The following is a 13621-nucleotide window of genomic DNA, read 5'->3' on the forward strand; positions in this document are numbered from 1 at the left end:
GTGTGGCAGATATATGATGATCTTATTAATGAAATCCCCGATGATCTAACAGTACTTGAATGTATGGTTGGGGCTTCATGGACTCTTGTACGTTCAGAAAAGGGACTAGGTATTGTTAAGACTATTAAAGGTGGTAAGCAAGGAACTAAACTTACCAATATTTCTGGAATGCAGCTTAAAAGACTTGCTGAATATTCAAAGTCATGGAATATGCTTGAAGCATCACTTGGAATGGCGGCGATTAATGCAGCATTTAATAATTCTTCACAAATTAAAGATATCACTGGTGAGCCAGTGCCTAAATCCGATGATGCAGAAAAGTATAATGCTTTTAAAATTTTAGAGCCAAGTATGAGAGGTAAAAAAGTGTCAGTTATTGGCCATTTTCCGGGTATTGAGAAGCTTAATAAAATGTGTGAATTATCTATACTTGAAAGAGAACCACAGGTAGGGGATTATCCTGACTCAGCTTGTGAGTATTTGCTTCCAGAGCAAGACTTCGTATTCATTACAGGAACAGCATTTACAAATAAAACAATGCCTAGATTGATTCAGCTGTCTAAAAGAGCTGAAATTGTTTTAGTAGGACCAAGCGTACCAGTTTCTAAGGTATTATTTAATTATGGAGTCAAACTCATAGCAAGCTTCATTGTAATTGAGCAGCAACTTATTTGGAAGGCAGTTCAGGAAGGTAAAAAAATGAACATATTTAAAAGTGGAGGCAGAATGATATGCATTCGTTCACAAATAAATTAATGCTGGCCATTAAAATACATTGTCAACAGTAAACATATTTGAAAGGGGTAAATGCAAAATGATAAGAAAAAGGAAATCTAAAATTTTTCCCATGATGATGATTTTTTTATTAATTTGTTCGGTATTTTTTAGTTTGACAGGCTGTGGAAAAAAAGCAGAAACGCCAAAAGCTGCTACACAAACAATTACTGATGATGCAGGAAGAAAAGTTACGATTCCTAAGAAAATTAATAAGTGTTATTATACTAGTCCTATTGGTATGATTATGGTATATTCCCTTGCACCAGACAAGATGGCTGGATTGTCAATGAAACTTACGGACAGTGAGAAAAAATACATACCTTCAAAATATACATCACTTCCACTTTTGGGTGGTTTACAGATGAATGGTAATATTAATACAGAACAATTGGCAAAAGTTAAACCAGATGTAATATTTTCAATTGGTCCTGATGATATTAACAAAGCATCAGTAAGTACTGCAGATAAATTACAGCAACAGATTAATATTCCGGTTGTTGTAATTAATAGCAGTTTTGAAAAAATAGATAAAGCTTATGCACTTATGGGAAAAATACTTGGAGTGGAGGACAAGGCAAAAGAGCTTACAAATTATTGTACTGATACTGTTAAAGAGGTTACAGAAGCAACTAAAAATATACCTAAAGAGAAAAGGGCTAATGTTTATTATGCTGAAGGACCAAAAGGTCTTACAACAGAGCCATCCGGTTCAAGTCATGCTTTGGTACTGGATATGGTTAATGGAAATAATGTTGCTAAGGTCAAAGCAAAGCCAGGAAGCGGTATGAGCGATGTTTCAATGGAACAGGTTTTGTCATGGAATCCCGATGTAATACTTTCATGGGGAAAGGATGATGGAGGTGCTTCTGATTTAATTAAGACTAGTGAGGAGTGGAAAAATATTAATGCAGTAAAGAATGGTAAAATATATGAAATACCTAGTCTACCATTCAATTGGTTTGATCGTCCACCTTCTGTAAATAGGTATTTAGGTTTGAGATGGTTAGCTGCAACTTTATATCCAGATGTTTATAAAGTTGATATGGTTAAGGAAGTAGAAAAGTTCTATTCTCTTTTTTATCATACTAATATATCTGATAATGATGCAAAAGCTTTACTAAATAATTCTGTTAAATAGGTAATAATTAAGAAAGGAGTTATAGTTTATGAGAGCTGATAGTGTTACATTTAGTCCTATAGGAATTGTAAAATCTAAAATAACAGATACCAAAATTATGCCGTTAAGTGGAGTTGATGCCAAAATAGAAGTATTCCCGGAGTTTTTAGAAGCACTGGAGCGTATTGATGAGAGTTCACATTTATGGATTTTGTCATGGCTTCATAAAGCACCGCGAAATTTAATGAAGGTTGTGCCTAAGAAAGTTAATCCATTATCAGATGAATTTGGTGTGTTTGCAATTAGATGTCCCGCTAGACCTAATCCAATTGCATTGAGTTTGGTTAAGCTGGAGAAGGTTGAAGGAAACGTTCTTTATGTTACTGGTCTTGATGTTATTAATGAGACACCTGTTCTTGATATTAAGCCTTACTTTAAGAATGATATAGTATTGTCTCATCGGGAGCCAGACTTAAATCGTAAAAATACAATGTTACAGGAGAGTGAAGGTGAATAATATGTTAGATTTGAATAATAGTAAGACTAAGGCGGAGGTTCTGAGTATACTGTTTCAAAAATGTCTCCCACAGCGGCAAATTGAAACTGTTCCTACATCAGAGGCTGTTTATAGAATACCTGCAAAAAACATATATTCCTGCAACACACTGCCTACTTATAGAGCTTCAATGATGGATGGTGTAGCGGTGTCCTCCAGTTTTTTTAAAGATGGCATGCCTGATACTTCTCATTGGATAGATGGAAGGGAATACTCAAGAGCAGATACAGGTGATGATTTTGATGATCCTTATGATGCAGTAATACCGATTGAAAAGGTTTCTTTTGATGTACAGGGGAGACTTAAGTTTCAAGAGAAAATTGAAGTTAAAGAAGGAATGTGCGTAAAAAAAAGAGGCAGTACTATTAAAGAAGGCGATTGTGTATTAAAAGCTGGAATGCCAATACGTCCCAGTGATTTAGCAGCCTTGGTTATAGGTGGAATTGTCCAGGTTCCAGTTCTAAAAAAGCCAGTAGTAGCTTTTATTCCAACAGGCAGTGAACTTGTGGCTGCCGGTACAGAACCACAAAGAGGTCAAAATATTGATTCTAATAGTATTATGGCCAAGCATATGATTATTGAGATGGGAGCTGAACCTCTATGTTATCCGATTGTAAAAGATAATCTTGAAAGTATTGGAATTGCTTTAGAGAAGTCATTAAAACAAGCGGATATCATTATAATGAATGGAGGATCTTCTAAAGGTGGAGAGGATTTTACTACAAAGGTGTTTAAAAACAAAGGGGAGGTTTTATTACACTGGGTTAAGGCAGGTCCTGGCAGACCAATAAGTCTGGCGGTTATCAATAAAAAACCTGTTATTAATTTGCCTGGACCTGCTTTAGCAGCATATTATGGGTTAGATTGGTGTATTAGAAGCATAGTTAATAAGTATTTAGGGATACCTATGATAAGACGTCAAAAGGTTACTGCTGTTCTTACCGAAGATATGCCTTGTCCGAAGCCAATTTCATTTTTGTGTAAGATGGATATAGGAAAAAAGACGGATGGGACATATATAGCTACTCCTGTTCCTTTTAAAACCTCCTCTATTGGTATGTGTTTGGGAACAAATGGACAGTTTATTTCAGAAATTGGTGAAGGAGACTATAAAAAAGGAGATGCTATTGAAATAGAGTTACTTTGTAGTGAAGAATTCATATTTTAAAAAGACATACAAACAAAGCATCAGATGAAGTCAAAACTTCATCTGATGCCAAGAGCTCTGTTTATCAAAAAATCTACTTATAAACTGTTACAGACATGGTTTTAAAAACCACATATAGCTCAGTTCCTTTTTCAATCCCCATTTCAATTAAAGATTTTGTAGTTATAAGTGCTTTTATGGGGATACCAATGTTAACAACTACCATTGCACTGTCATCATTATTGATAATGCTAATTACATTGCCTTTAAGGAGATTTCTTGCACTGCTTTCAAATGTCCCCTTAGCTAATATAATATTTTCAGGGCGAATGGAAATTTTAACATTTCCCTCAAGTTTAGAGTTAACACAGATGCTGACAGATCCAATATTTGCAAAGGTTTCACCATTTTTATTACTTAAGGTTGCCTCATATATATTTTCATAACCATTAGATTTTAGAAGGTAGGCTTCAAACTGAGTGTCAGATATACGAATATACCTTCCTATATGGTGTGCTTGAAGCTCTCCGCGTTTAATCATCTCATATATAGTACCTTTTGTTAACTTAAGTTTTTGTGCAATCTCTTCTGGTTTATATAAAGTTTCTTCATTCATTCAACTCACCTGCTTTTGTATTTTATTTATTATATTATAGCATTATATAGAAAAAAATTTTTATGCTACAATATATTAGAACGAAATGTATATGCATTGTAGATTTTTTAAGAGGGGTAGAATATGAATAAGACAATTGGATTATTTGCTCATGTAGATGCAGGAAAAACTACTTTAGCTGAGCAGATTTTGTATCATACAAAGAGTATTAAAAATTTAGGAAGAGTAGACCATAAGGATTCATTTTTAGATAATAATGACATAGAGAAGAATAGGGGAATTACCATATTTTCCGATGAAGCTGTATTTAAGTATAAGTCTTCTACTTATTATTTGGTAGATACACCTGGACATGCCGATTTTTCATCCGAAATGGAAAGAACCATTGAAATAATGGATTATGCCATTGTTATCATAAGTGCAGTTGAAGGTGTTCAGGCACAGACTGAAATAGTGTGGCAGCTTTTGAAAAAGCATGGGATACCTACATTTTTCTTTATAAATAAAGTAGATAGGGTTGGAGCAAATGTAGAAGGTATACTTAAAGATATTAGAGTAAACTTAACAGAAGATGTATGTTTTATTTCTGAATCTGTACAGTTAGATAAAATCAGTAAAGAGATTATGGAGTTTGCAGCAGAACGGAGTGATAAACTTCTTGAAAAATATATAGAAGAAGATTTCACAAATCAATTATGGCTGGATTCTATAAGAGACATGATATCTAAAAGTAAATTATTTCCTTGCATGAGTGGGTCTGCCCTTCAAGATAAGGGAATAGATGATTTTCTAGAAAAATTAGATGTGCTTACTTTTACAAAATATAATGATAGAGAAAAATTTCAAGGAATTGTGTATAAAATACGCCATGACAAGCAAAAAAATAAAATTACTTATATAAAAATACTAGAAGGTACTTTAAAAGTTAGAGATGAAATTGCAGTGAATACATCTCAGGATTGTTTTGAAAAAGTAACACAAATTAGAATCTGTAATGGTGACAAATTTAAAACAGTAGATGAAGCATCAGCAGGAGAACTTGCTGCAGTATCAGGCTTATCAAATTCAATTGTAGGGTGTGGACTTGGAAATTGCTATAGAAAAGTTAATTATGAGATGGTTCCAGCGTTAAAATCAAGAGTAATATTTGACAAAAGTTTAAACGAAAAAGATGTATTAGCTTGTTTTAAAATTTTAGAAGAAGAAGATCCTGCGCTTAAAGTAAGTTGGAATGAAAAGCTAGGGGAAATACAGGTAAATATTATGGGAACAATTCAGCTGGAAGTGCTTAAAGAACTAGTAAAGGAAAGATTTGATTTACCTATAGATTTTGGACCTTGTGAAATTTTATATAAAGAAACTATAGTAGAAACGTTTTATGGCTGTGGACACTTTGAACCTTTAAGACATTATGCAGAAGTATACCTTAAATTGGAGCCAGGAGAGAGAAATAGTGGTATTTCATTTTACAATGAGTGCAGCACAGATGATTTAGACATAAATTATCAGAAACTGATAGGCAAACATATCTATGAAAGAGATCATCACGGTATTTTAACAGGCTTTCCTATAACTGATATAAAAATTACACTTATTACAGGAAGATCCCATGTTAAGCATACCTGCGGCGGAGATTTTAGAGAGGCAACTTTTAGGGCACTTAGACAGGGACTTGAAGGTGTGAAAAACATACTTTTAGAGCCCTATTATAGATTTAAGATTAAGGTAAGTTCAGATTATATGGGAAGAGTTTTATCCGATATACAAAAGTTAAAAGGCTCTTTTGAAAATCCCGATAATTTAAATGGTGAAGTTATTATAACAGGCAGAGGGCCAGTATCTACATTTATGAATTATGCTGTGGATTTTATCTCTTTTACAAAAGGAAGAGGTAAAATTAATTTTGTATTAGATGGATATGATATTTGCCATAATGAAGGAGAAGTCATTGAAAAAATGGGCTATGATAAAAATGCAGATATTGAATATACATCTACTTCGGTATTTTGTTCTAAAGGAGAGCCCTTTTTAGTAAAGGGAGATAGAGCAAGAGAATATATGCACTGCTTAAAGTAGATTTTAGTTTTTAGAAAATCATTTGAAGGGGTATTAATTTGTAATTGTAAATTATGACAAATTAAATAAATAATGAGATGAAGTTCTTAAAGTAAGGGGAAATAAATGAGTAATTTAAGTTATCATTGTAAGTGGAGAATAGAATTAGCAAAACAGATTTGTGAAAAGGTAAAAATTATAGAAGGTGTTAAAGCAATAGTTATTGGTGGTTCAGTCGCAAGAGGTTACGCTGATGAATATTCAGATTTAGAAATACCTATATTTTGGGATAAGCTCCCCAATGAGAATACCCGAAAGCTTATAGTTAAAGAACTGAATGCAGAATATTTCTATCCGTACAATTATGAATCAAATGAGGACAATGTAGTTGTCAATGAATTTAGGATCGATTTATGGCACCTTACTGTTGAGAATGAAGAAGATACTATTAAAGGTGTTCTAGTAGATTTAAAAACAGATTTTGGGTATAGTAATGCTATGGATACTATAAGAACTTGCATACCACTGTTTGGTGAAGAAATAGTATATTTTTGGAAGGATAGAGCAAAAGGCTATCTAAAGGAGCTTACAATAAAGAATATTAAAGAAAGTCTGCAATCAATTGATAGTACTCAAGCTGAACTTTATATCCAAAGGCAAAATTCAACATTAATATATGAGCATATTGCAAATTTACAAAAGAATATATTCTTAATACTTCTTGCTTTAAATAAACTATACTTTCCTACATTTAAATGGATGTATAAATCACTTGAGACTTTTAAAATTAAACCTGAAAATATTGAACAAAGATTTAGAGATATTTTTACCTATCCACCAAAGGAGGCATATGAGAATACTTTAGTTATTATAATGGAGACCCTAGATATAATAAATGAAGTATATCCAGAACTTAATGCAAGTGTAGTTCTAAGTAAACTAAAATCTGATCGAATACCTCATGACAATCCGGTAAATATTTGGGTTTAACTATCTTTAACGACATAATATTTTTATATTGTTTATTAAATTGCAACTTTAAAGTTAAATGGAGGTTAAATATGATAGATTATAGTGAACAAAATAAAAAGGCTTGTGAGCATAATGCATATGATTTTTGGGTAAATACATCAGGAAAACCATCCGATAGAGCTAAGAAAGATTTAGAAGATCCCATAAGAGTGCTAAAAAGATATGCAGGCTATTTTGATACTTATGAAGGTATTAAAATTGCCAATATTTGTGGTTCATGTGGTAAAAAAGCAATCCCATTAGCAATTTTGGGTTCAAAAGTTACAATCTTTGATATTTCAGAAGATAATAAAAAGTATGCACTTGAAGTTGCAGATGAAGCCAATGTGGATATTGATTTTATAGTTGGTGATGTATTGAAAATTGATATGACAAAATATGAAAAATATTTTGATGTGGTCTTTATGGAAGGAGGAATCCTGCATTATTTTCATGATATCAACCAATTTATGAAAATAATGCAGCAGCTTTTAAAAACAAATGGAAAAATGATTTGTAGTGATTTTCACCCATTTCAAAAGATATCAGATATACTAGGGTTAGAGCAGCCAACAATGAGTTATTTTTCAACAGATGTATTTGAAGGTGAAATGGCTCATGCAAGATTTTTTCCAGATGAGATTCGCAGACAAATGCCATTATGTAGTTATAGAAAATATACCATTAGCGAAATCATTAATGCAGTTATAGAAAATGGATTTACTCTTAATAGATTTGATGAACATCCATCTTGGATAAATGAGGATGTACCTGGAGAGTTTACAATTATAGCAAAGAAGGATTAGGTGTAATATGAGAGGTTATAATATGATAAATGATATTAACGTAAAGTTTGCTGCACTTGATGATTTATATTCTTGGATGAAATTTATTAGACTAGTAAGTTGGAATTTCCCAGGGCTTGAAACTGAAGAATTGCTTATGGATTATCAAGAGACCGTTATCAAAAATATAAACAGAAATAGTGCAATTTGTGCTAAGAATCGTGGAAAAGTAGTTGGAGTATTATTATTTTCAGTTAAACGTAGTATGCTTTGTTGTATGGCTGTTCATCCTAACTATAGGAGAAATGGAATTGCAACTAAAATGATAGATTTAATGCTGGCTCAATTACCTAACAATTGTGATATAGTTGTTATGACTTTTCGGGAAGGGGATGAAAAGGGGATTGCCCCTCGTGCATTGTATAAAAAGGTTGGATTTACTGAAGATGAGTTCTGTTATGATTTTGGCTACCCACAACAGAAATTTATTTTACACAGAAAATGAGTGGAATGTATTGTTGCGACGATTCAAAATATTCTTATATTGTAAATTCGGCTTTTATACAATGCTTTGCGGACAAATTGAAATACATAAAAGTAAATAATGTGAAAGGAAAAGTTATATAATATGCTTGAATTAATACGGCGAAATGCAATATATGTAGATGGGTATAAAGAATATTGTCAAGAATTTTGGGATCATGACATCCGTTATTTTCGGCCGACAAATCCTGCGTTGATTGATGAAACCTGGTTTGAAAGAACTAAAAGCTGGTATGATAAAAAAGAGTTGGGATTGATTTGTAATCAACCTGTAAGTTTTCATTACTGGGCGGTGGATGGGGCTAATTTTGTTAGTGAATTCCAATTGCGGACAGAACTGTCGGAGAAAGTAATTACCGGAATTGGAAGTATAGGCTATTCTGTTCGTATAACTGAGCAGGGAAAAGGTTATGGAACAGAAATATTAAGGCAAGGACTTATTATAGCAAGAGGCCATCAGCTTGAAAAAGTTTTACTGACGATCAACGATCAAAACACATTGTCGGCACATATATGTGAAAAACTTGGTGATGTGTTAATGGATAGAATACCTGCTTATAATAAAGATGAAGGCAACCATATCATGTGAAGGTATTGGATTTATCTGTAATTGCATGAGCATAATATAAATAATTTATGATGAAGAAAAGAGTATTTATATAACGAACAGGAGTATGTATGTGGAAGAGAAAGATATAGTATTTAAAACCAATCAAAGTTGCTTTATTTATAGGGTTGCGGCAATTATCATCAAAGACAACAGATTACTTATGGCAAAACATGAAGATTATCCATGTTATTATACAGTTGGGGGAAAAGTTAGAATAAATGAAACCTCGGAGGAAGCCGTTGTCCGTGAGGCTTATGAGGAAACAGGAATTGAATTTGAAATTGATAGACTTTCCTTTATCCAAGAAAGATTTTTTGAAATAGCAGGAGAACATCATCATGAAATTGTTTTTTATTTCTTAATGAAAGAAAATACTAATATAGATTTACATTGTAGAAATTTTACAGACCAAGGTTCCAAAGAAAGTCTGCATTGGTTGCCTATTGAAAGTTTAAATAAGACTTATATAATTCCAGAGTTTTTTAAAACTAAATTATTAGGCAGTATAGTTGGTATTGAGCATATTGTTACCAAAGAATAATATTGATGATTTTATACATAGCTTTTAGTTCGAAATCTAAGAAATTTGTGATATAAATGGGCATTTGAAAGACAAGCCACTTCTGCATAAGCATTTTTAAAATTGATATTTAGCATACTACCAATATAATTAGTAATATTTATGCTCTTTCTTAGAGGGAGTTCAATACCAGACTACTAGTATATTCATCGTGAAATGCAGAAAAGTACTATAGTTTACATTATGTTATTAAGCATTAATTAAATAAGTTAAAAAACTCTCGTATTGCAGGGGTAATCCATTGGTTATTTTTATGAATTACGTTTATATATGTGGTTGGAATACTATTTATAATATTTAACTTATATAGTTTGTGAGCAGCCAGTTCTTCCCTAACAGCTATTTCAGGTAAAAAGGAAATTCCTAAATCTGATTGAACAAAGCGTTTTATGACCTCTGTATTTTCAGATTCAAATATGATAGAAGGCATAATATTATTTTTAGTAAATAATTTCGTTAATAATCCACGGTAGCTGCATTGGGGTTCGGTGGCAATAAACGGAATTCCTTCTAATTCTTTTATAGAAAGAAGGTTTTTGCTACATAACACATTTTTAGCAGAACAGATAAAGTAAATTGGATTTTCTATATGGACTGCTGTATAAGTATCTTTTGGCGGAATTTCAAAATCCATATAAAGCCCAATATCAGCTGATCCGTCATTCACCATTTCAAGTACTTGTAATTTGGATGCTGTTGTTGCTGAAATAGTGACACTAGGAAATGCTTCATTATATTGTTTTATCAATCGAGGTAGCATATTGGCACAGAGAGAACTGATTCCAGCAATTCGGAGCATTCCAGAAGGAGAAGAATTTTGAACGATTGCATGCTTTGCCTCATCAGACAAAGACAATATTCTGTGTGTATATTCTAATAAAATATGACCGGAATTAGTAAGCCGAATATTATTGCCAATCCTGTCAAAAAGAGAAACACCTAATTCTGTTTCTAATTGTTTTATGTGAAAGGTAATAGTGGATTGCGCATATCCAAGGACAAGAGCTGCTTTGCTAAAACTTTTTAACTCTGCAATTATCTTAAAACTAATTAAATTTTTAAATTCCATAAATCTCCCTTTATAGCATATCAATATTTTTAATGAGTTAAATTCAAAACATCAATTTAACAAATAACATAACTTATGTTACATTAGATTTATATAAAAAGCAACAGTAAAGGAGAAAGTATAATGAGAAAGATATTGATATTGTTAGGAAGCCCGCGTAAAAACGGAAATACTGCAGCATTGGCAGAAGCTTTTTCAAATGGAGCAAAAGAGAGCGGTCATGAAGTAACAACTTATTGGTTAGGTGATGCTACAATAAATCCATGTAAGGCATGTGATTACTGCCAAAGGAACAATGGGAAATGTATTCAAAAAGACAGCATGACAGAACTATATAAACTTTTACAGAACCACGATACAATAGTAATTGCATCTCCGGTTTATTATTTAGGATTTCCGGGGAGCATAAAAAATGTAATAGACAGAACCTATGCGGAAAGTGTACGAGGCAGAAAAATTAAGTACTCCATTTTACTTACAGCAGCCTGTAAGGAGGATAGCTGGGTTACAAATATTTTAACTGATTATTATAAGGAACTGACTAAATATATTGGAGTAGAAAATTTGGGAATAGTAAGTGGGCGTGGAGTCGAAAAACCAGCTGAAGTAAAAGATACTAAGTGGATTGAAGAAGCTTTTCAATTAGGAAAGAGGATTTAAAACCTTGAAAACTTTCCATTGGATTGCATACATATAAATTAGAATTGGATTTCTATATTATAATATTTCTAATAAAAGGGAGGAAAATAGTTATGAAAAAAGCTATCATATTATATTGTTCTTTTACCGGAAATACCAAGAAGGTAGCTAAAGCTATTGAAGTTGGTTTGACCAAAGGAGGAATGCAGACATCGATCATGAAATTTCAGGATGCTGAGCAAATAGATTATTTTGATTATGATCTTGTTTGCGTCGGTTCACCATCCTATAACTGGAGCGTTCCTCAGCCCGTTAACGAATTCCTCAAGAAAAAGTTCACGTATTACAAAAGAATCGGAAAGGTTAAACCGAGCAGTCCCCGTGTTGGAAAAAACGCACTTGTCTTCTGTACATATTCGGGACCTCATACCGGGATAGACGAAGCGATACCAACTGGACTTTATATGGGTCAGTTTTTTGACCATATTGGTTTTGACGTTTTGGACAAATGGTATATACTCAGTGAGTTTATCACTTCTCTTGAGAACAGCACACTGGGACGCATGGGAGATATCAGAGGACTACCGACGGAAGAAAAACTAAAAGAAATTCAGGAAAATGCGAGGAAATTAGCTCAGAGGCTTGCCGGATAAAGCAATAAAAACCTGCTAACTCAAATCGAACTGAATCATCCTCATGTATTAACATTTCTAAATTTAATGGTAAAACCAATTCATAATATCCATGTAAGATTTATATTTTTTATAGATGTATTTCTTATTTTACTCAATGCCATAAAATGAACTGTTGTAAATGCAATAGTTATAACAATAATGATCCATCGCTCCACAAAACAGGTCACACAAGCTAAGTACCAAAATGAGCTTTTTAAACTAAAAGAATTTAAAAGCAAAGTAATTCTATTGACTTATATGGGTTAATAGATGTAGTAGTATATTATAAAAGAAAATAATATTGGTTTTCGCGTAAAAACGTGGGAGGTCAAGGAGTAGTTATCCTTGGCCATTATATTTATAAAATTCCTATTTGCAGTAAGCTTGACCTGTATTCGAATTGATGAACACATATGAGTTAGATATAATAATCATATGGAGGAGATAAGAAATCTCAATTATAGAGAATAAAAACTTTGAATAGGAGAGATAAGTTATGAATGATAAGGATAAAGCAGCTTATAGCAAAGAAGAATTAGTACGACAGATATTAGAAAAAGATAGGGATCTAAAGGAAAGCAATATTGATGAAGAATTGATACATGAACTTATTAGTGGAAAAATATCGAAAAATATAAATGAAGCAGATGATGAAAATGCAACATTGGGACAACAAATTGCAGATAAAATAGCTACATTTGGCGGCAGTTGGACGTTTATAATAAGCTTTTGTGTGGTGTTAGCAGTTTGGATCATAGGAAATGCTATTATTCTAAGTAATAGAGCATTTGATCCATATCCATTTGTATTTTTAAATCTTGTGTTATCGTGTCTTGCTGCTATACAAGCACCTATAATTATGATGTCACAAAACCGTCAATCAGAAAAAGACAGATTAACGGCTGGAAATAATTATCTTATAAACTTAAAATCTGAAATTATAGTAGAAGATTTGCACTACAAAATTGATATGTTAATGGATCAGCAGGCGGAGAATACGAAAACTATAGAAATGTTATTAAAGACAATAGAAGAATTAAAAAGTATGAAGTAAGTCGCAATCTTGAAATTTATGCGACGTAACTATTGAATACGAAAATACGAACTATGGCCTTTGCTACGAAAATAAAAGTTAGTAGCATCTGTACATTGACAATTTGATAGGATTTAGGGTTAAAATGTGCATAGCAAAGCTAAGGCAAGCATCGCCTGTCAAAAAAAGAGATGAATATAAGATGTAGTAATTAATTATTCAGTTGGAGCTTCAATGTGGAAGCCTAATTTTTGCAGTTCAAAAATATAACGAGAAATACGTTTTTGTTCACAATTTTTTCTACGCTGATCAAAATTAGAGTCATCATAAACTGTACCTGATTTTAGCATCGTATAGATAATTACAAGCAGCTTTCGGGCTAAAGCAATAGTGGATTTTTTGGCACCTT

Annotated in this window: 15 protein-coding genes and 1 pseudogene; 13 read left to right on the forward strand and 3 right to left on the reverse strand. The window is 32.5% G+C overall.

From position 1 onward, the window contains the following. From CLRAG_RS08960 to CLRAG_RS08975, 4 genes are read left to right on the forward strand one after another with little or no spacing between them, the layout of a single operon-like run. Window positions 1-756 carry a DUF364 domain-containing protein gene (locus CLRAG_RS08960; protein ID WP_065078126.1) on the forward strand — a complete coding sequence of 252 codons (756 nt, stop codon included), beginning with the start codon at window positions 1-3 and terminating at the stop codon, window positions 754-756. Window positions 757-814: 58 nt separating this feature from the next. Then, window positions 815-1915 carry an ABC transporter substrate-binding protein gene (locus CLRAG_RS08965; protein ID WP_065078127.1) on the forward strand — a complete coding sequence of 367 codons (1101 nt, stop codon included), beginning with the start codon at window positions 815-817 and terminating at the stop codon, window positions 1913-1915. A 28-nt stretch (window positions 1916-1943) separates the two neighbouring features. Beyond that, window positions 1944-2411, forward strand: coding sequence for a tRNA (N6-threonylcarbamoyladenosine(37)-N6)-methyltransferase TrmO (gene tsaA / locus CLRAG_RS08970; protein WP_065078128.1), 468 nt, complete (start codon window positions 1944-1946; stop codon window positions 2409-2411). A gap of 1 nt (window position 2412) precedes the next feature. Beyond that, complete coding sequence (locus tag CLRAG_RS08975) at window positions 2413-3618, forward strand: molybdopterin molybdotransferase MoeA (protein ID WP_065078142.1); 1206 nt, start codon at window positions 2413-2415, stop codon at window positions 3616-3618. Between the two features lie 73 nt (window positions 3619-3691). Here the strand turns inward: CLRAG_RS08975 and CLRAG_RS08980 are convergent, their stop codons facing one another. Then, window positions 3692-4213, reverse strand: a complete 522-nt coding sequence (locus tag CLRAG_RS08980) for an excisionase family DNA-binding protein (RefSeq protein ID WP_065078129.1) — start codon at window positions 4211-4213, stop codon at window positions 3692-3694. Window positions 4214-4336: 123 nt separating this feature from the next. Between CLRAG_RS08980 and CLRAG_RS08985 the strand changes: the two genes are divergently transcribed. The 6 genes from CLRAG_RS08985 to CLRAG_RS09010 all read left to right on the forward strand — a co-directional run bounded on the left by CLRAG_RS08985 (window position 4337) and on the right by CLRAG_RS09010 (window position 9758). Next, window positions 4337-6289 (forward strand): GTP-binding protein, encoded by a 1953-nt coding sequence (locus tag CLRAG_RS08985; RefSeq protein ID WP_065078130.1) that lies wholly within the window; start codon window positions 4337-4339, stop codon window positions 6287-6289. Window positions 6290-6394: 105 nt separating this feature from the next. Next, the gene (locus CLRAG_RS08990; RefSeq protein WP_065078131.1) at window positions 6395-7258 is read left to right on the forward strand and encodes a nucleotidyltransferase domain-containing protein; all 864 of its coding nucleotides are present in this window, start codon (window positions 6395-6397) and stop codon (window positions 7256-7258) included. 71 nt (window positions 7259-7329) lie between these two features. Next, window positions 7330-8085: a class I SAM-dependent methyltransferase gene (locus CLRAG_RS08995; protein ID WP_065078132.1), complete on the forward strand. Its 756-nt coding sequence runs from the start codon at window positions 7330-7332 to the stop codon at window positions 8083-8085. Window positions 8086-8107: 22 nt separating this feature from the next. Further along, complete coding sequence (locus CLRAG_RS09000) at window positions 8108-8569, forward strand: GNAT family N-acetyltransferase (protein WP_065078133.1); 462 nt, start codon at window positions 8108-8110, stop codon at window positions 8567-8569. 123 nt (window positions 8570-8692) lie between these two features. After that, the gene (locus CLRAG_RS09005) at window positions 8693-9196 is read left to right on the forward strand and encodes a GNAT family N-acetyltransferase (RefSeq protein ID WP_065078134.1); all 504 of its coding nucleotides are present in this window, start codon (window positions 8693-8695) and stop codon (window positions 9194-9196) included. A gap of 85 nt (window positions 9197-9281) precedes the next feature. Then, window positions 9282-9758 carry an NUDIX hydrolase gene (locus CLRAG_RS09010; protein WP_065078135.1) on the forward strand — a complete coding sequence of 159 codons (477 nt, stop codon included), beginning with the start codon at window positions 9282-9284 and terminating at the stop codon, window positions 9756-9758. A gap of 235 nt (window positions 9759-9993) precedes the next feature. On the opposite strand, the gene CLRAG_RS09015 is transcribed toward CLRAG_RS09010, so the two are convergent. Continuing rightward, window positions 9994-10866 (reverse strand): LysR family transcriptional regulator, encoded by an 873-nt coding sequence (locus CLRAG_RS09015; protein WP_065078136.1) that lies wholly within the window; start codon window positions 10864-10866, stop codon window positions 9994-9996. 123 nt (window positions 10867-10989) lie between these two features. Here CLRAG_RS09015 and CLRAG_RS09020 point away from each other — a divergent pair, with 123 nt between their 5' ends. From CLRAG_RS09020 to CLRAG_RS09030, 3 genes are all read left to right on the forward strand, one after another. Next, on the forward strand, window positions 10990-11526 hold the full coding sequence (locus CLRAG_RS09020) for a flavodoxin family protein (protein WP_065078137.1): 537 nt from the start codon (window positions 10990-10992) through the stop codon (window positions 11524-11526). A gap of 92 nt (window positions 11527-11618) precedes the next feature. After that, window positions 11619-12158: a flavodoxin domain-containing protein gene (locus CLRAG_RS09025; protein ID WP_065078138.1), complete on the forward strand. Its 540-nt coding sequence runs from the start codon at window positions 11619-11621 to the stop codon at window positions 12156-12158. A gap of 517 nt (window positions 12159-12675) precedes the next feature. Then, window positions 12676-13233 (forward strand): DUF1003 domain-containing protein, encoded by a 558-nt coding sequence (locus CLRAG_RS09030; RefSeq protein ID WP_065078139.1) that lies wholly within the window; start codon window positions 12676-12678, stop codon window positions 13231-13233. A gap of 194 nt (window positions 13234-13427) precedes the next feature. Here CLRAG_RS09030 and CLRAG_RS20960 read toward each other — a convergent pair. Next, window positions 13428-13621: pseudogene (locus CLRAG_RS20960) on the reverse strand (IS110 family transposase); the annotation flags it as partial.

The sequence above is a fragment of the Clostridium ragsdalei P11 genome (assembly GCF_001675165.1).
Lineage (GTDB): Bacteria > Bacillota > Clostridia > Clostridiales > Clostridiaceae > Clostridium_B > Clostridium_B ragsdalei.